This is a genomic window from Chitinophaga sp. YIM B06452 (assembly GCF_039655965.1).
Classification (GTDB): domain Bacteria; phylum Bacteroidota; class Bacteroidia; order Chitinophagales; family Chitinophagaceae; genus Chitinophaga.
In genome coordinates this window covers 19,782-39,060 of the sequence record NZ_JAWLKY010000006.1, presented here as the reverse complement: position 1 = coordinate 39,060, position 19,279 = coordinate 19,782, and the positions used below count along the sequence as shown (strand labels likewise).

Below are 19,279 nucleotides of genomic sequence, written 5' to 3'. Positions count from 1 at the left end.
GCGCCAAAGCGGGAGAGGCGACGAAGCAATCTCTTTCATTGAATTGGCGTACTCCGGGCCAGGGAGGAGATTGCTTCGTCGCACTTGCTGTTGCACAGGAACTCTTGCCGCTCCTCGCAATGACGGCTCCTTCTGAGCTTTTCTCGTAATGCAGGTATAAAGAATATAGTGAAAATGAAACCATTGAAAGTAATTACCAGCTCCGCGCTGTGCTGCCTTCTGCCCGCCGTAATGGCCGCGCAGGAGGCGGTTCAGCGGAAATTTAAAGTGCCGGTGCTGAGCGGCAAAGAGATCAACCCGGTGATCCGCATCAGGGTGGACGCAAAAAAAGAGAACGATACTTTGCGGCAGGTGGCGTTGCTGCTGGGAGGCAATGCAGGCCTGGAGAATGTCCGGGTATACGCGGCAGGCGCAGACAGTACCTTGCTGAAAGCAGAGAAGATGGAGGGCAAAATATTATTTGCCGGAACATCCGCTCCCGCTGCGGGAAAGATCGTGCTGGAAGGAAAGGCAGCGTTGCAGCGCGGTGCCAATTATTTCTGGGTGACGGTTGCCCCATCCGCCGCCACACAGCTGGCTGCGAGGTTGCAGATCAACACTGCCGCCGTGCGGGTAAACAACCGGGCCATCAATATCGCGCCGGACGCGTATGTACACAGGCTGGGCGTTGCACTGCGGCAGCACCGGCAGGATGGGGTGCATACCTACCGCATCCCGGGGCTGGCCACTGCAAATGACGGCACACTGCTGGCGGTATACGACGTGCGGCGGGAAAGCGGCAGGGATCTGCAGGGGCATATAGACATCGGCCTGTCGCGCAGCCTGGATAAGGGGAAAACCTGGCAACCGATGCAGATCGTGCTGGACATGGGCGCCTGGGGCGGTTTGCCGGAGAAGTTCAACGGCGTGTCTGATGCGAATGTGCTCGTAGATAAAAACACCGGTCATATTTTCGTGGCCGGCCTTTGGATGCATGGCGTGATCGATTCCACAGGACGTTGGATGGAAGGGCTTACTGCAGACAGCACTGCCTGGAACCATCAGTGGAAAACAAAAGGTTCGCAGCCCGGTTTCGGCGAGAAACAAACTTCCCAGTTCCTCATCACCAAAAGCACGGATAACGGCGCTACCTGGAGCAAACCTGTCAACCTCACCCGCATGGTGAAGCAGGAGAACTGGTGGCTGCTGGCGCCTGCGCCCGGCGCGGGCATCACGCTTTCAGACGGGACGATCGCATTCCCCGTGCAGGGGCGGGACGAAAAAGGACGGGGCTTTTCCACCATCATGTATAGCAAAGACGGCGGCCAGGCCTGGAAAACAGGCAAACGAGCCGCGCCTGAATCCACCACGGAAAACATGGCCGCTCAGCTCAGCGACGGTTCCATTATGCTAAACATGCGTTTCGGCGGCAACAGCAGGGACACCGGCCGCACCAACGGCAGGGTAGTGGCTGTCACAAAGGACCTCGGGCAAAGCTGGGCCATTCACCCCACATCCCGCAACGCCCTGCCGGAGCCTGCCTGCATGGCGAGCATTATCCGTCATGGGTATATAAAAAACGGGAAAGAAAGATCGGTCCTGTTATTCTCCAACCCCGATTCAAAAACCGCCCGGAAGAACCAGACCATTAAGATCAGTTACGATGACGGGAAAACATGGTCTGAAAAAAAGATATTGCTGGATGAAGAAAAAGGCCGCGGTTATTCCTGTTTGACCAGCATAGACAGCAATACGATAGGCATCCTATACGAGGGAAGCCAGGCGGATATGGTGTTTCAGACCATAGGGCTGGAAGAGCTGCTGTAAAACCGCTGCTACAGCGTGCTGATATCCTGTACTGCGGCGCCCAGCACGATCAGCGTAAACAACTCTGCGGAGGAAAGATGCATCCTGAGCAGGAGCACGGCTTCTTCAAGATGTTTACGTACAGCCCTTGGCGTTATATTGAGCTGCGCAGCGATCTCACTGGTGGATAGTCCTTTTTCCCTGCGCAGCAGGAAGATCATTCTTTTCTTTTCGGGGATGAGCAGCAGCGCATGTTTCAGTTTTTCCCAGGCAGTGCCGTCTTCCGGCGCAGGCAGGGAATCCACTGCGTCGCCGGACAGGTAGGTATATTCCCGCATTTTCTTTTTTTCAGCAGCCCTTTTACGGGTGGCATCTATGATCATATTCCTGGAATAAGTGTAGAGCAGGGGAAGGATATTGCCCGTATCCTTCACATCCTCCATTTTCATCCACAACCGGATATAACACTGTTGCAGTATATCTTTCGCATCCGCGTCACTTTCCACGAATTTCCTGATATAACCATACAGGAACTCCTTTGTTTCCCGGAATATAGCCTCAAAATCTGACTCTGGCCTTTGCATAGGCATGCTGTATTTCGTTTTTGAACCGCGCTGCAAAATTGTTTTTTTATTTCCCGGCAGCGCCGGGGAACGGGTAAAAATAACAATTCCTTCATGCTGCTTCTCTTTTCCCTGCTCTAATGTTAACGAATTATTAATTCAACTTCCCCGCAGTTCCGTTTTGCATACCTCCTGCGTGATAGGGGTGTATGAAGATCACTCCCGGACTTTTGAAGAAATATTTTGCCGGCGGCTGTACGCCGGAAGAAGAAACGCTGGTGCAGGCATACCTCGGCGATGCAGACAGCGATCTTGCTCCCCTGGAAGCCCTGCTGGAAGAGGAAACTCAGCATGTAAATCCCATGGAGATCCCTCCGGTGATGCTGAAATCTGTCGTGTACGGCATCCGGAAGGAGACCTATCCCGGCTTCTTAAAGGCTGCTGAAATACGCATCCGCCGGGGCTGGTACCTGGGCGCCGCCGCAGTGCTGCTGCCATTGCTGGTGTTCATCAGTATCCAGGTATTCCAAAAGAACAGCGCTTCATTTTCCACCGGTATGGTAGCGGAGAAATGGGACACCGTTTCGAATCATACAACCGGCACCGTCAAGGCGATCCTGCCCGACGGCAGCGCCATCTGGCTGACGGCAAAGAGCCGGATCAGCTACCAGCCTGCAAGGTATGCCACTGCGGAAAGGACCGTCCGCCTGGAGGGCGAGGCTTTCTTTGAAGTGGATGCAGACCCTTCGCGCCCGTTTACCGTGCATCATGGAGGCATCAGCACGAAGGTGCTGGGAACGGCTTTTAATGTGGAATCATATGGCAATGAAGAAGATACCCGCGTGTCGCTGGTGCGGGGTAAAGTGGCCGTCCACGCGCCAAATGATACAGCCCTGCTTCAGCCTGGCGAACAGCTGGTATACCGGCTTGAAAGTGGCAGATACAGTGTAAAACCTGTACTGAACACCGATACATCCACCTGGAAGAATGGCTGGATGATATTGGACGACGTTCCCCTGGAAGCCGCACTGCGCAGGCTGGAACGCCAGTATGGCCTGCAGATCGTTATGCCGGAAGGGATAACAGATAACAGGACGATCACCGCGGTATTCAAAGGCGGCACCTACCAGGAAATATTGCACAACATGCTGTTTTCCCACCGCCTCCGGTATACGGAAAAAGGGAAGCTCATTTATATAGAAACAATTCATTCAAAATAATGAATGACCGTGGTGCGCACACCGTCATTCGCTTTTCAATCAATAACGTAACTAACAGAGATCTATGTTTTTCATTTTTATAGGGGGACTCATATTTACAGGTATCCTTGTGTTTGCTACGGCCCGGATCATGTTCCGCAGATACTTAAAACCATTGGCACTATTGGGATTGCTGCTTCCTGCCCTTGCTACACAGGCCCAGGAGCCCGTCGGCAGCCTGAAAGACCGGGTAACGGTAGATATAAAGACCATGGACGCGGCCGCCCTGTTGCAGGTTTTGCAACAGCAGACGTCCTACACTTTTACATTTGACAACGCAGCCCTGAAGGCGCTGCCGGTCAGGAATATCAAATTCAAAAATGCCGAACTGGGAGAAGTATTGCAGCATTTGAAAACGAACTACGGCCTGCAGTTCTCCGTGATGGGCAACAAAAATATCGGCGTAGTGCGCGGCAGCGCGCCGGCGCCGGCTAACGGCAAGCTGAGCGGCACTATCGTGGATGAAGAGAACGGCCAGCCCATCCCGGGCGTAACGGTCCGCATCGGTTCCGTTGGCACTACCAGTGCGGCAGACGGCTCTTTCAGCATTTCACTGCCCGCCGGGAACCATACCGCCGTTATCAGCTATATCGGTTATATCAAAAAAGAGGTGACGGACATAGCAGTAAAAGGGCAGGAAACTTTTACGCTCAACACCAGCATCAAAAGGACCAAAGGCCAGCTGGCCACGGTGGAAGTGAAAGCCTCCGCCAGGAAGGACGGTATCAATTCACTCTACATCCAGCAGCGGAACAACGCCGCCATCAGCGACGGCATCAGCCAGGAACAGATACGCCGCACGCCGGACAACAACGTGGCGCAGGTGCTCAAACGCATCAGCGGCCTCACCGTGCAGGACGATAAGTTTGTAACCGTAAGAGGGCTGAGCGAACGCTACAACAACGTGATGGTAAACGGCACCAGCCTGCCCAGCACAGAACCCAACCGCAAGAACTTTTCCTTCGACATCATTCCCAGCAGCCTGATAGACAACATCGTGGTGAACAAAACGGCTACGCCGGACATGCCCGCTGAATTCGCAGGCGGCCTGGTGCAGATCAATGTGCGCGACATGCCCGTTGAGAACTACACCACCGTAACCCTCGGCACCGGCATCAATACCCATTCCGCCGGACACGCTATGAAATCCCTGAAAAGGGGCAAATACGATCATTTTGGTTTTGACGACGGCGGCCGCACCTGGTGGAAAGACATGGACCAGCAGCAGTACCGGTCGTGGATAGGCTCTAAAAACCGTGAGGAGATCGCCCGGCAGAACCTTACCATCCCGAATAATTTTGGTATCCGGAAGTTCGGGTATGTGCCTATGCAAAACTACCAGCTGGGCCTCGGCCGCAGGTACCAGCTACCCAAAGGCAGGCTGATAGGCCTTACGCTGGCGGGCACTTACCGCCACGAAGAGCAGCGTTCCAGTGAAATGCGGTATTTCCCTTCTTCGTTTTATTTCAGCGATTCCGCCAGCAGCGTGTATAACTTTACCACCGCCCTGGGCGCCCTGGCCAATATCACCTTCCAGGCGCCGCGGCACAAGCTCGCTTTCAGGAACCTTTACAACCGCCGGTTCAACATAGAGACCAGCGATATGTGGGGCAAAGATTTCGACAAAGGCAGTGGCGGCGATGCGGAGTTATATACCAGCATCACCACCATCAACTCCATGCTGCACAACCGCCTCGAAGGAGAGCATACGCTTACGCGGCACAATATCAAAGTAGACTGGGCTGCGGACCTGATCGATGTACGGCGCGACCAGCCGGATACGCGTTCCTCGAAAAGTTATGAATCCATTGCACTGGGCGAAGGATATTATTTCCTGACGGAATCGCAGGGATTTATGACGGAAGGGATCAACATCTTCAATGCAGGACTGCATGAGCAAAAAAAGAACCTGGCGCTGAACCTCACCCTGCCGTTCATGGTGCGTGAAGCGGAGCAGAAAATAAAGCTGGGCTACAGCGGCTCGTTCCGTAATGCGTATTATGAAAGTTTTGCAGTAAGGCTCATGAACGACGCCAATGTGAACCAGGATGTTGACAAATACTACGGCAAGCCCGATTATGAATTGGCTTCGCCCGCGTACCTCCGGCCGGACCTGCTGTATTACAACCTCGCCGGCGTTGGTTCAGTAGGCGACCGGCCGGCGGATAACTACGAAGGCAGGCAGCAACTGCACGGCTTATACCTGATGGCAGACCTGAAGTTCCTGCAGCGTTTCAGGCTGGTAGGCGGCATCCGCGGCGAACGCAACAATATGGATGTGAACGGCATCACCTATGATTATGCGACCGGCAGGCCCGTGGATTCTGTAATGAAGACTAAAACGACTGACTGGCTGCCTTCCGCCAATCTTACCTACCAGCTCACTTTACAGTCGAATCTCCGCCTGGCTTACTCCAAAACTATGTCCAGGGCCGATTTCAGGGAGCGGTCGCGCTTTATGTATTACGAATTCCGCGAACGCAGCGTATACCGCGGCGCTTCCCGGCTCGATGATGCGACCATCACCAACCTGGACCTTCGTTACGAGTGGTACCCTGGTCCGGGAGAGATCATATCCATATCCGCTTTCTATAAAAAGTTCAACAGTCCCGTGGAACAGATCGCCGCAAGAGGCAGCGGGGGGCTGTTGTTCTTTTATTTCAACCTCCGCAGTTCTGAGAACAAAGGATTTGAAATCGACTTCCGCAAATCGTTGGGCTTCATCAGTAAAACTTCTCCTATCCTGAAGAACATTTTTATCAGCGGCAATGCTTCTATTATGAAGTCGAATGTAGGATACAACACCGATGCGCTGCTGGCCGCATCGAACGGTGCAAGCGGGGGGAATTCCGGCACCCTGCCGCCCGATTCACGCAACCGGCCGCTGCAAGGGCTTTCGCCGTATGCTGTAAACGCAGGTATCGGGTATTTCGGGGAAAACGCAGGCATCAATTTCGGCTATAACCGCTTCGGCAAACGCATTTTAGCCGGCGGTACTTATCCCGCGGAAGACCAGTACGAAAATCCCAGGGATGTGCTGGACCTCCAGCTGAATGCCCGCTTCTTCAAAAAGAAACTGGACGTGCGTTTCAACATCAGTGACATCCTCCAGCAGGATCATATCGTATACCAGAACGCGATCGTGGGCAAACCGACGGATTCCGGCGGCGGCACCTTCGGCCCCAACCCGGACAACATCGGCGATCCCAGTCCCAACGGCGATCCGAAAGGAACGAACTATAACAAAGACTACGACTACACCTATACCAGGGTATTCAAAGGACGGAATATGAGCATCAACTTTACCTACAAATTCTAATACGGACGGCACATGAAAAAGATCATCATCATAAGCCTGGCGGCGATAGGCCTTTGCGCCTGCAGCAAAGAAGGCGACCTGCAGGAAAAGGACAGTTACAGGGAAGTGTTTGCACAGGGTTTTTCGCTGGACCCGAACGCGAGATTTGTGGTTGCGGTGAATAACACCCAGCTCACAGACAGCCTGGTGAGCACGGGGGCGATCAGGAAAGTCATTAAAACTCCCGGTGAAACACAGCAAATAAAAGTAAGCGATTACCGGAGCGGCCAGCTGCTGTACGACACGCTGCTGGCAACCCCCGGCGCTAAATTCAATGTCACGATTCTCCAGCTCGACGCTACAGGCAAGCAGAAGCCCGTGTTCATCAGCAGCGGCGGGAATGCGGATAATATCCCGGCGCAGCATGTATCGCTTGGGATTTATTGTACCAGCGCCGACCTGCCCGATTCTTTCGCCCTTCGCATTTATCGCCTCAACTTTGATCCCACTGGTTCTGAAATTACCGGGGTGGATACGCTGACGAGATTTGAGGTGATCCGGAAAGGGCAGCTGTCCGAGTTCAAACTGATAGATTTCTCCCGCGACCCTTACCTGAACTTTTATGCATTTGAACCAAGAGACATCAAAACCGGCGAAGTGTTGCCGGGAGGTGAGGTAGACCCGGTAAATTTCGTGGCGCCGCTGCTGGCGGTTAACCCGACGCAGGATAAGCATATCATTTGCAACATTGACGGAGTGCTGATGCCGGACAACCGCTATTCTTTCTGGAGCAGTGTGTTGGTGAGTTATTGAAAAACACGCAGTTTTTTTATCGGTGAATAGCAACAAAGCTCCCGCGGTTATTGCCCGGGAGCTTTTTCATGGCCCATAAAAAATGGCCGTCGGAACCATGACGGCCATTTTCAAATAATAGAAAGGCGGGCTATTTGATCTTTTCTTTGATCTCCTGGCGGCGGTCCAGGCGCAATAGGACTGCCTGCGTAAGAAAATCCCCATATCTGCAGGCATGCCGCATGGCACATGCGTCCGCAATGTTGTTTTGATGACCTGTAATTCAAAGTGGTAAAGGGTTATAGGTAGTTGGTATGTTAATTGCAACCAGTTAATGTAGAAACTTATTCGATGATCAAAACTGATGTTTATGAAATCTGTGCTTAAAATTATGGGTGTACTGCTGTTGGCCGCTTTTATCGTGAGCTCGTGCAGTAAAGACACTGATCCCGCGGATGTGGATGTTTTCGCCGGCACCTTTAGAGGAAAAATAGGATATACTGATGCAGAAAAAAATATTACCCAGGACAACGGCAGCGTGTTTGTGACAAAACTGAACAATACCTACAACTTCAGGTTTTCCGACGGCATCCCTGACCTTAATGGCGTGGAGTTTCAGCGGAAAGACGATAATACGCTGGTGAGCGTCGGTTCTTCCGGAACGGGGATGATCACGATCAACAAAGACAAGCTGGTGATCGGGTTTGCACGGAACGGCAGGAACTGGACTGCTGACTGCGGAAGATAGACGGCAGAAAAAAAATATGTGGGCAGCACCCGCGTGATGGTATTTCACGCGGGTGCTGTGTTTTTAGGACGCAAAGTGGGCCGGGAAGGGCCCTTATCCCCGGAAGCCGTTGCTGGCCGCGATCTTACCGGGAAAGGGATTCGGAACGGTCTTGTAATAAAATACAACCGGGATATTAAATCTTTGAAACAAAATATGCATGATTTGAAATTACAGATAAGTATATTACTTTTATGACCGGAGCTGGTATGATGAGCGTTTGAAATCTAAATCAGTGGAAGTTGGCCCGTATTTGTGCAGCTCCTTGTAAACGTATGAAGGCAATTATTGAAAAAACCGTGCGAACCGTTTTCTGAAAAACAACAGTGAAACATTTGCCCTGATGAAGCGTGTCATTGCTTTATCCAGGTAAGTATTTGATCAGTCAAAACATCTGCCCGATGCGCCGCCCGCGCACCGGATAACTACTCATTTTCCTAACACAAACCAAATCTATGCTACTCATTCGTGCAAAAGAAAAGCAGCCTTCAGGCGGCTTGCGGCTTGCCCGCCAGGCTTGGGAGTTCCGGGGCATGCTTACCGCGCTGCTGTTGCTGGCGGTGCTTACCGCTTTCGCCGGACGCGGCCCGGCGGCCTTTGACAGAAAAATTTCCGGTAAGGTTACCGATGGCACAGGCGCAGGCCTGCCCGGGGTTAGCGTTGCCCTGAAAGGCACCAGTACTGGTACCGTTACCAATCCAAACGGGGAGTATACGATCAGCGTACCAGACAACGGGGCGGTGCTCGTATTCAGCTTCATCGGCTACAATCCGCAGGAGATCGCCGTTGGCACGCAGGCCCGTGTAGACGTGGTGCTGGCCACCTCCGCCAAAGGCCTCAACGAGCTGGTAGTGGTAGGTTACGGCACACAAAAGAAAGTGAACCTTACCGGCGCCGTAACGCCCGTGAACGCGGGCGAACTGGTGAACCTGGCGCCTTCCAACCTCTCCAACGCCCTTGCAGGCCGCGCTCCCGGCGTGAATGTGACCAACACCTCAGGCCTCGCAGGCGCTTCCTCCAGCATCCGCATCCGCGGTTCCTTTGGCGACCCGCTGTTCGTAATAGACGGCGTGGTGCGCGACAAAGAAGCGTTCGACGCATTGGAAGCCGCAGAAGTAGACCAGATGAGCTTCCTCAAAGACGCCGCTACCGCTTCCATCTATGGTTCCCGCGCGGGCAACGGCGTAGTGCTGGTGACCACCAAAAAAGGCACCAGCCAGAAACCGGTGTTCAACTTCCAGACCAACTACACCACCAACCGGCCCACGATGACCCTGCATTCAGACAAGACCAACGCCGTGGATGAGCTGATCTACCAGAACCGCGTGGCCGCCTTCCAGAACACCGCGCTGCCCAACGGCCAGGCTGAGTTCGATTATTTCAAAGACAAAAAATATAACGTAAACGACTTCATCTGGCAGAACCCATGGAGCATGCGCCACTCGCTGAGCGTATCCGGCGGCAACGACCGCATCACTTATTACTCCATGCTGAGCTACCGCGGTGAAGAAGGCTCCTACAAAAGCCTTGAACATAAAAAGGTGAACCTCCGCTCCAACGTTACCGCCAAGGTATCCGACGCGATCAAGGTGAACCTGAACATCTCCGCTTTCCAGGAGAACCAGGACCGCTTTTTCTGGCCTTTCGGCGGGTCGGAGAACGATGATGAGTACGACGTGTCAGACATCTACCGCGTGACCTTCAACTGGCCGAAAACCTACCCGTTCTATCTCACGGCAGACGGCCAGCCGGCAGACCATATCACGCCTTATCCCGTGCAGCCGGTGATGGGCAGCTGGCAGATGTGGAACGTGATAGACCAGGTGATCGGCGACCGCTACATCAACCTGCGCAAACGGAACATGAACAGCATCCTGGGCATCGATATCAGCCTGGATAAATTCGTGAAAGGCCTCACCACCAAGGTAGTGGGAAACTATGTTGCGGAAGACTATATGCGCAAGCGTTTCATGACCTACCAGAAAGCGTACTCATTCATCCCTGCGCAGCCCAACGGCAACCGTTTTATTCCCGCGCCGCCGGATGAGAACAAGACCGTCATCTTCACTTTCAGCCAGAACCAGCCTTTCACGGACTACCGCATTTCTACCCTGTGGAGCTACCAGCTGAACTGGTTCCTGAACTATAACCGGACCTTCAACAAACACGGCGTAGACGCGCTGGTGGTATTTGAGCAGGCTGAAAATGGCGGCTATGGCGCGGTTTCACGGGCGGAGAATCCGCTCCCCCTGGAGAACATCGACCAGTCGTTCGCCTATTCATCAGACCGCCAGTTCCGCGATGCAAGCGCCTGGGAGGAAGTGGGCGCACGCCAGTCCTGGATCGGCCGTGTGAATTATAACTACGACAGCCGTTATATCGCTGAATTCTCGTTCCGTTACGACGGCAATACCTTGTTCCCCTCGCACAAACGCTGGGGCTTCTTCCCCTCTGTGTCCGCCGCATGGCGCATTTCAGAAGAAGGTTTCTTCCGCAACGCGACCAATTTCTTCGACGACCTGAAGCTGCGCGCTTCATACGGTACCACGGGTAACGACCTGAATGTGGCCAACCAGCGCATCTTGCCGTTCTCGTACCTTTATACTTACGTGAACGCAGGCTCGTACATGTTCGGCGACCGCCTTTACAACACGATACGCCCGGGGGCTACACCCAACCCAAATCTTACCTGGGCTACCTCCACCTCTTACAACGCAGGTATCGACTTCTCCATCCTGAAAAGCAGGCTGAACGGTACCATCGATGTGTTCCTCCGCAAAGAGACAGACATCCTGGGTACCCGCGAAGTGAAGCTGCCTGACAACTATGGTATGGAACTGGCGCCGGAGAACTATGCAGCCCGCTCCTGGAGAGGTGCGGAGCTGACGCTTGAATGGCGCGACCGCGCAGCCGGCAATAAGATCAATTACTCTATAACCGGCAACGTGGGCTACGCCAAAGACCGCTGGGATATTTACGACGAAACCGCCGCCTTTGGCCCCGGCGGCAACCGCAACTTCGAATCCCGCATCGGCAGGCCGGAAAACCGCATCATCGGTTATAAATCCCTTGGCATCATCCGCACCCAGGAAGAACTGGATGCTCTGCTCTCCAAGGGCTTCACACAGTTCACCCGCCCGCCTTACCTGGGCGCACTGCTGTTTGAAGACGTTCGCGGCGATGGTTATTCACCCGGCCCTGACGGTAAAATTGATGCCAACGACATGCAATTGCTTTCCACCAACGCCACCCCGCGCATCAATTTTGGTATGGGCATCAACGTATCCTGGAAGAACTGGGCTTTGCAGACCTTCTTCCAGGGCGTTACTTCCTACGACCGCATCATCAGCAACCAGGAAGGCGCGGGCATGCGCCAGCATGGCGCCAATATCCGTCCATACTACCCGATATGGGCGGGCGACGTATATACGCCTGAAACGCCTAATGGCAAGTATCCGCGTCCTGTCGGCCAGAGCGGCTGGGCCGAAGCGGGCGCCGCGGCTTCTTCCTTCTGGATCCGCAACGGCGCTTACTTCCGCATGAAAATGCTGAACCTCGGCTACACCCTGCCCAAAAGCTGGACCAGCCGGATAGGCCTCAGCAGTGCACAGCTGTACTTCAACGGCACCAACCTGTTCGCCTTCTCCGCCATGAAAGAATTCCATGACCCGGAGCAGAAGAACTACGATTCCTATCCTGTCATGAAAGCGTTCACCATCGGCGCAGATATTAAGTTCTAAAAAGCATGATCATGAAAAAGACAGTAATAGCTCTCGCACTGTTTGCCGGTATGTTCGCATCCTGCAAAAAAGTGCTCGACATAGACAACATCAATAGTTACAACCCGGACCAGGTATGGAACGACGAGAATCTCGCCAATGCCTACATGGCCAACCTGTATTCCGCTTTCGGGAACTGGAGCGCCTCTGAGGACCGCTTTTCCGAACAGCTCATCGGCATTGCCCTGCCCAAAGACTTTGTGACCGTCACTAACGGCAACTTCAAATCCTGGGATTATAGCCGCGTCCGGCTTGTTAACCAGGCGCTGGTGGAGGTAAGCAAAGGCAAGCTGAGCGACAACGCCCGCAAAGGCATCACCGGGCAGGCACTGTTCCTGCGCGCCTTCCTGTACTTCAATATGGTAAAATACCATGGCGGCGTGCCTTACGTGAAAGTACCGCAGGACAAGGATGCCGACGATCTCGCAGTGCCCCGCAACAGCACCGCCGAATGTTTCGACTTTATCATCAAGGACCTGGACGACGCCATTGCATTGCTGCCCGAGCGCATCTTGTCCTCCTCGCCGGACTATGGCAGGATAGACGGTTCCTTTGCCCTTGCTTTCAAAGCAAAAGTATTGCTCTACAAAGCATCGCCGCAGTTCCATTCCTCCAATCCATGGAATAATGCGGACTGGGCTACGGCCTACACCGTCAACAAAAAAGCGTACGACGACCTCAAGGCCCGCGGCTACCGCCTGGTGGACGACTATAGCAACATTGCCCTCGTGGAGAGAGGCCCTGAGACCGTGTTTCCCGTGATCAACCAATACCCGAGCAAAACCGCGGCCTGGGACAACGGCGTGCGCCCCGGCTCCGAAAGCCGCGGCCCCGCATCCGCCGTGCCTGCCTGGGAAATGATAAAGATGTTTCCCATGAAAGACGGCAAGCGCTACAACGACCCGACCAGCATTTACTTCAAAACAGACGAGCAGTTCCTGCAAAGCTACTGGCAGAACCGCGACCCGCGCTTCGACAAATCCGTGGTATGGAGCGGCAAGTCTTACCCCGTAAGCGGCAAGCTGGGCAAGCGCCTGTACACTTCTTTGGGCATTGCGGACGTGCAGGATGACTTCGGTACCAATCCTGATGCGAAGACCAACTCCACCAACCTGGACCGTTATTCCGGCTTCTTTATTCTCAAAAACAGCCTGCTGCGCCTTACCCAGGCACAGGTGCTGCAATATGACGTAGACTTCGTGTACATGCGTTTCGCGGAAGTGATGCTGAACTATGCTGAGACCGCCAATGAAACCGGCCGCCCCGCCGAAGCGCTGGACATCCTGAAGCAGATCCGCATGCGCGCCGGCATAGAACCCGGCCTGGACGGCAATTACGGCATCAATGCCACCGACCGTGCCACGCTGCGCGAAGCCATTCTTACCGAAAGGAATATCGAGCTGTGCTTCGAAGGCCACCGCTTCTGGGACCTGCGCCGCCTGCGCCTGCTGAACCGCCTGGACGGCACCACCAAATCAGGCGTGGAAGCGATCCCCATCAATACAGACGGCAGCAACATGCCGCTGGATGTAGCGCGCAACAAAGCCAATGCCAACGAACTCACCGAAGTGAATTTCAAATACGTACTGCACCAGGTGCCGCGCTCCGGCGTGAAAGTGAACACGGTGCCGGCCACGTATTATTTCTTCCCGATACACAAGGATGTGCTGGACAGGAACCCGAACCTCAAGCAGAACATAGGCTGGGCGGACGGAACCTTCAACCCCACGCTGGATTGAGTTTTTATTGAATAAGACCTATATGAGTACAAAGGGCTGTTCCGGTTTTCCGGGCGGCCCTTTTTTGTTAGATCAAAATAGATATTTGATATTTTACCCGTTGCTTGTTGCAATCGTACCTAAACAATGGTAAAAGCAAACTTGTTTGAATATCGGGTGAGTTTGCCATGATACGATAAAATATTATATTAACAGCCATATTGAGCTGATTGTATATTAAATCCCCAATTCCATGAATAAAAAATCCCTTTCTTTTGAAGAGCTATTGGAGTTTACTGCTGAAAATAAAGTTGATGAGTTAGATTTAAGCAGTTTTAAAGATTTTACGATGATTCCCGATGAGGTTTTTAGCTTGAGTCATTTAAAGAGTCTTGAACTGGGCCAACTGCCAATTGAAAAAATATCTCCGAAAATAAAAAACCTGGAGAACCTCATTGAGCTGAACATACGTAATGCAAAATTCCGTAGGCTTCCAATTGAAATAATAGAACAGAACTCACTGAGGAATCTGACGGTCTCTGGTAAATATTTCCAGAACTTGCCGAAAGAGTTTTCTGAAAATAAAACTTTAAAATATATTAACCTAGCGTCTTGTAATAGTTTAAAGGACATTACTAATTTGCCCAAGCAGCTGACTTATCTTAATATAAGTGATACATCCATCCGCGTACTTCCCAGTGTAATATTTGAGTTAAACAATCTCGTCAAATTAGTTATCCAAAACTTGGAGCTTTCTTCGCTTCCGAATGATTTATTTGGATTGGAAAACTTGCTTTCGCTGTTTATTGGTAACAATAACTTTCAATCTCTTCCATCAAAAATAGCAAACCTCAATTTACTTGAGTTGACCGCATACGATAATCATTTTACTAAATTTCCAGAGGTTATTACAGAGTTAAGGGGATTACAAAAACTTTCGCTTGATAGGAATAAAATAAATGCTTTGCCTGACAGTATGCGTAAGTTAGAGTGCCTTCAGGAACTGGATGTCTCCAATAACAATTTTTCTCAAATTCCAGACTGTATAAAGGAACTTAGTAGCTTAAAAGCGTTAGTGTTCAGGAATTTTTTCCTTTCGAATCCGAAGTTCTCACAGAATATGATAACCGAGATACCTTCATGGATTATTAAGCTAAAAAACTTGAAAAAATTATCAATTGATCCCTACCCGATAACTAATGTACCTCGTGAAATTGTTGCAAAAGGGTTGGATGCGATTAGGAATTTTTTCTACTCAAAGCTTGAAGCCGATAATGAAGAGTTTTTGTATGAGGCTAAGATGGTAATTGTCGGAAGAGGAAATGTTGGAAAATCGGTTTTGACCAAAAAACTATCAGTTCCCGGTTATACGCTTCAATACCACGATTCAACTAAAGGAATTGAAGTGTTGAAAAATCCTTTTATTATTCCGATCAGAAATATTGACCAATCTGTAGATTTTAAACTTAATATCTGGGATTTTGGCGGGCAGGAGAAATACGATGCAACACATCAATTGTTTATTACAGGACGGACAATATATCTTTTCCTGACTGAAGCGAGAGAGGAAAGCAACTATTCTGATTTCTATTTTTGGCTAAATACCATTAAGCTGTTTGGTAAAAATAGCCCTGTAATAGTAGTTCTGAGTAAGATCGACGAACGAAGGAAGCTGTTGCCACAATCGACATACAAGAAATTATTTGAAAATATAGTGCAGTTTGTTGATGTGAGCTGTTCAAACGGATACGAGTATACTATTGATCTATTAAAGAAGGTGATTTCATCTGCAATACAGTTATTGCCCCAAATAACCCAGAAGCTGTCAAATAGATGGGTCGATATACGGAATGAGCTTGAAGTTCTATCGAAAACTAAAGATTATATTAACTATGCTGAGTATCTTGACGTATGTCAACGGCATAAACTGGATGATATAAGGGCCGATTTTTTAAGCCAATATCTCAATGACCTTGGAGTGATTGTTCATCACCAACATGATTTGTTGCTTAGGAAAACTGTTTTTCTGAATCCGGATTGGTGTGTTGATGGGATGTATAAAGTGTTGGACGATGATAAGGTTTTCTCAAATAAAGGTAAGTTTACTGTCTATGATTTGCAGTTTATCTGGAAGGAGGGAAGATTTTCAAATAAACAGGAGGAGCTATTGAAGCTCATGAAGTTCTATAATTTATGTTTTGAACTTCGTGACGGATCAGGTTATATATCTCCGGACTTATTACCTCCCGATAAGCCTATAAATATGCAGTGGGATAATGATGGCAATCTTTATTTTGAATACCATTATGCCTTTATGCCAGCCGGTATTCTCAGTCGGTTTATAGTAAAAAGTCATAGTTTCATCAAAGGAAATTTATACTGGAAATATGGTGTTGTCTTAGAGCATGAGAATACTTTGGCTATGGTTGAAGAAGATTATCTCAAGGGAAAAATAAAAATAGCAATTGTTGGGGAAAATCGAAAGGGCCTTCTTGCAGCTATAAGAATGTATATCAATGAGGTGCATCTTGACTTTGATAAATCCAATAAGCTGGAGTTTGAAGAAATGATTCCGTGTAATTGCAGCTTATGCAAAGGCGAACAAGATCCTCATTTCTATAAATTTAATCTTATAAAAAGATATGAGCAGAAAACAAAGAAATTTATAACATGCGACAAAAGTGTAGAATCTGTAGATGTCGATTCTTTGATCAGTGATATTCAGTTAAATAGTTCCTATACAGATTTACAGACTAATAGCGATCTGAAAAGATTTATTGCTCAGTTATTGACAAATATTCTCGAAAGAGAAATATTATATAAAGAAGGATATCTCAGTTTTTGGCGGGATCAAAAGTGTACAGATCCTAAAAATGAAGTAGAATTTCAGCCATACATTTGCAGCATGCTTGATAATGAGTGTCGGGTTCGTGGAATTCAACTGAGTAGGGAGCCAAGAGAAGCAAATGGTAATATTGATATTCTTTTTACGCATACAAACAAGGATAATAAGATATTAAAAGTATGTGTGGAGATTAAAAAAGCTCATCATGCAAATGTCGGTACTTCCATGAATACCCAATTATTGGAGTATATGAGGAGTGTTGATACGGATGCTGGTATTTATCTTGTTTTTTGGTTTAAGAATGATCATTTTTCTTTCCCTGCTAAATATAGATCCACTGATGAGTTAGAAAAAGAAATAATGAAGAATAATTCTGCAAATGACAATGTCTTCGCTAAAATAATAAACTGTAACAAGCCAACTTCTCCATCCAAGATAAAGAAGATTAAGCAAAGTTAGAATAGCTTTGCTGCATTTCAGTTTGATTCAATGAGAAAAGTTGACGTTTTAAACAAACTAATCTGACGTTTTGAACAAAGCCACTCCGTTACCCCCGCTGTAGTTTTGCTGTATAAAAATTACCATCATGACTATCAAAGACAACTACAACGGGGCTTTACAGCAGCCCATCGGTTCAGGCTTCAACGGGCGTTCAACTGCGGGTGAAGTTATAAAAGGCATCAGCCTGCATGGGAAAACGGCCATCGTAACCGGCGGTTATGCCGGCATAGGTTTAGAAACAGTGAAAGCATTTACAGCGGCAGGCGCAAAAGTGATCGTACCGGCCCGCGACCTGCAGAAAGCCGCCGCTAACCTGGCGGGGATCGCTAATGTAACCCTGGAATCCATGGACCTGATGGCGCCGGAAACGATCGATGCCTTTGCAGAGCGGTTCCTTGCAACCGGCGAAGCGCTTCACATCCTGGTCAATAACGCCGGCATTATGTGGGTGCCGCTCCGGCGGGATAAAAGAGGATACGAATCGCAGCTGTCCACCAATCACCTGGGGCATTTCCAGCTCACGGCCCGGCTGTGGCCCGCGTTGAAGAAAGCAGGCGGTGCGAGGGTGGTGAGCGTTTCCTCTTTCGGTCACCAGATGGCGCCGTTTGATTTTGATGATCCTCATTTCATGCACCGCGACTATGAAACTTTGCAGGGCTATGGCCAGTCCAAGACCGCGAATAATCTTTTTGCCGTAGAGCTGGATCACCGCGGGCAAGCAGCCGGCGTACGCGCGTTCTCCTTACATCCAGGCTCCGTAAACGGCACCGACCTCGGAAGGTCAGCGCCCATGGCACTGTTCCAGCAAATGGGCACGCATGACGCGGCCGGGAATATTTTCCCGGAAGTGGCTGCCAGCCTCAAAACCGTTGACCAGGGGGCGGCTACCTCCGTATGGTGCGCCACGAGCCCGCAGCTGAACGGCATCGGCGGCGTGTATTGCGAGGATGCGGATATCGCCGAACTCGATGAAGGCAACATTGAACATAACTACGATGATCCTGCTTCCCTTCGCGGCGTGAAACCCTGGTCTGTAGACGCTGAAAGCGCAAAGCGTTTGTGGAAGCTGAGTGAGGAACTGACCGGCGTTACTTTCCCCGGCTAATGCATTTATTTGTAAATTGTACGGCATGGAATTCGAAACCGTCTATATCACACCAGACATTAAGCTGTCACATTTTGAGGGCAAACTCTTCAAAACAGAAGTGGTGTTTGAGCATCACATGCTGGTGTGGTTCATCTCAGGGGAAACAAAGATCATACAGGCGGAAGCGACGTATACCTTCAACGCCGGCGATGTATTCCTCATTCCCCGCAACCAGCTGGCCACGGTGATCAATTACCCGAAAGACGGCCTGCCGCACAAGGCTGTGGCCATGCACATCACGCGGGAACGGCTGAAAGATTTTTACAGCAGGCACAAGCCCCTTGGCCGCCTGCGGCCGCTGCAGAAAGTATACCGCTTTTCCAAACATCCTCTACTGCAAAGCTGCCTGGCCTCGCTCATTCCTTATTTTGACCTGGGGGACCAATTGCCTGAAGACATCGCGCGTATTAAGATCGAAGAGGCCATCAGCATTTTAAGATCGATAGACAAAGACATGGACGGCCTGCTGGCCAACTTTGAAGAGCCCGGCAAGATCAATCTCGCCGACTTTATGGAACGGCATTACATGTTCAACCTGCCGATGGAGCGGTTTGGTTACCTGACTGGCAGGAGCGTGGCCACTTTCCGGAGAGATTTTACAAAGGCCTTCAGCACAACGCCGCAAAAATGGCTGACGGAAAAACGGCTGAAGCTGGCGCATTACCAGATCGCCGAGCAGCAAAGGAAACCGGTGGATGTGTATTTCGAGGTGGGGTTTGAGAACCTTTCGCATTTTTCACATGCATTCAAAAAATATTTCGGGTACCCGCCGAATGAACTGGTGAGAAGGTGAGAGGTGGCAATA

11 protein-coding genes are annotated in these 19,279 nt (G+C 50.6%); 10 read left to right on the top strand and 1 reads right to left on the bottom strand.

Going from position 1 to position 19,279, the window contains the following annotated elements:
* The first annotated feature begins 174 nt into the window (after positions 1 to 174).
* The gene (locus R3I13_RS23140; RefSeq protein ID WP_346320356.1) at positions 175 to 1,806 is read left to right on the top strand and encodes an exo-alpha-sialidase; all 1,632 of its coding nucleotides are present in this window, start codon (positions 175 to 177) and stop codon (positions 1,804 to 1,806) included.
* An 8-nt stretch (positions 1,807 to 1,814) separates the two neighbouring features.
* Here R3I13_RS23140 and R3I13_RS23135 read toward each other — a convergent pair whose 3' ends face one another.
* Positions 1,815 to 2,369, bottom strand: coding sequence for a sigma-70 family RNA polymerase sigma factor (locus tag R3I13_RS23135; RefSeq protein ID WP_346320355.1), 555 nt, complete (start codon positions 2,367 to 2,369; stop codon positions 1,815 to 1,817).
* 188 nt (positions 2,370 to 2,557) lie between these two features.
* On the opposite strand from R3I13_RS23135, the gene R3I13_RS23130 reads away from it, so the two are divergent.
* From R3I13_RS23130 to R3I13_RS23090, 9 genes are all read left to right on the top strand, one after another.
* The gene (locus tag R3I13_RS23130) at positions 2,558 to 3,568 is read left to right on the top strand and encodes a FecR domain-containing protein (protein WP_346320354.1); all 1,011 of its coding nucleotides are present in this window, start codon (positions 2,558 to 2,560) and stop codon (positions 3,566 to 3,568) included.
* A 163-nt stretch (positions 3,569 to 3,731) separates the two neighbouring features.
* Positions 3,732 to 6,926 (top strand): TonB-dependent receptor, encoded by a 3,195-nt coding sequence (locus R3I13_RS23125; RefSeq protein ID WP_346320353.1) that lies wholly within the window; start codon positions 3,732 to 3,734, stop codon positions 6,924 to 6,926.
* Between the two features lie 12 nt (positions 6,927 to 6,938).
* Positions 6,939 to 7,718 carry a hypothetical protein gene (locus R3I13_RS23120; protein ID WP_346320352.1) on the top strand — a complete coding sequence of 260 codons (780 nt, stop codon included), beginning with the start codon at positions 6,939 to 6,941 and terminating at the stop codon, positions 7,716 to 7,718.
* A 349-nt stretch (positions 7,719 to 8,067) separates the two neighbouring features.
* Entirely contained in the window at positions 8,068 to 8,445 is a 378-nt protein-coding gene (locus R3I13_RS23115; RefSeq protein ID WP_346320351.1) for a hypothetical protein, read from the top strand.
* Positions 8,446 to 8,939: 494 nt separating this feature from the next.
* Positions 8,940 to 12,224 (top strand): TonB-dependent receptor, encoded by a 3,285-nt coding sequence (locus tag R3I13_RS23110; protein WP_346320350.1) that lies wholly within the window; start codon positions 8,940 to 8,942, stop codon positions 12,222 to 12,224.
* 11 nt (positions 12,225 to 12,235) lie between these two features.
* Positions 12,236 to 14,002 carry a RagB/SusD family nutrient uptake outer membrane protein gene (locus R3I13_RS23105; RefSeq protein WP_346320349.1) on the top strand — a complete coding sequence of 589 codons (1,767 nt, stop codon included), beginning with the start codon at positions 12,236 to 12,238 and terminating at the stop codon, positions 14,000 to 14,002.
* A 232-nt stretch (positions 14,003 to 14,234) separates the two neighbouring features.
* A complete protein-coding gene (locus R3I13_RS23100; RefSeq protein WP_346320348.1) occupies positions 14,235 to 17,285 on the top strand; it encodes a COR domain-containing protein in 3,051 nt (1,016 codons plus the stop codon).
* A gap of 127 nt (positions 17,286 to 17,412) precedes the next feature.
* Positions 17,413 to 18,432: an SDR family NAD(P)-dependent oxidoreductase gene (locus R3I13_RS23095; RefSeq protein WP_346320347.1), complete on the top strand. Its 1,020-nt coding sequence runs from the start codon at positions 17,413 to 17,415 to the stop codon at positions 18,430 to 18,432.
* Positions 18,433 to 18,457: 25 nt separating this feature from the next.
* Positions 18,458 to 19,267 carry an AraC family transcriptional regulator gene (locus tag R3I13_RS23090; protein WP_346320346.1) on the top strand — a complete coding sequence of 270 codons (810 nt, stop codon included), beginning with the start codon at positions 18,458 to 18,460 and terminating at the stop codon, positions 19,265 to 19,267.
* Positions 19,268 to 19,279: the final 12 nt, after the last annotated feature.

Coding starts and splice junctions, on each gene's coding strand:
- R3I13_RS23140 (WP_346320356.1), top strand. CDS start 175: ATGAAACCATTGAAAGTAATTACCAGCTCCGCGCTGTGCTGCCTTCTG.
- R3I13_RS23135 (WP_346320355.1), bottom strand. CDS start 2,369: ATGCAAAGGCCAGAGTCAGATTTTGAGGCTATATTCCGGGAAACAAAG.
- R3I13_RS23130 (WP_346320354.1), top strand. CDS start 2,558: ATGAAGATCACTCCCGGACTTTTGAAGAAATATTTTGCCGGCGGCTGT.
- R3I13_RS23120 (WP_346320352.1), top strand. CDS start 6,939: ATGAAAAAGATCATCATCATAAGCCTGGCGGCGATAGGCCTTTGCGCC.
- R3I13_RS23115 (WP_346320351.1), top strand. CDS start 8,068: ATGAAATCTGTGCTTAAAATTATGGGTGTACTGCTGTTGGCCGCTTTT.
- R3I13_RS23110 (WP_346320350.1), top strand. CDS start 8,940: ATGCTACTCATTCGTGCAAAAGAAAAGCAGCCTTCAGGCGGCTTGCGG.
- R3I13_RS23105 (WP_346320349.1), top strand. CDS start 12,236: ATGAAAAAGACAGTAATAGCTCTCGCACTGTTTGCCGGTATGTTCGCA.
- R3I13_RS23100 (WP_346320348.1), top strand. CDS start 14,235: ATGAATAAAAAATCCCTTTCTTTTGAAGAGCTATTGGAGTTTACTGCT.
- R3I13_RS23095 (WP_346320347.1), top strand. CDS start 17,413: ATGACTATCAAAGACAACTACAACGGGGCTTTACAGCAGCCCATCGGT.
- R3I13_RS23090 (WP_346320346.1), top strand. CDS start 18,458: ATGGAATTCGAAACCGTCTATATCACACCAGACATTAAGCTGTCACAT.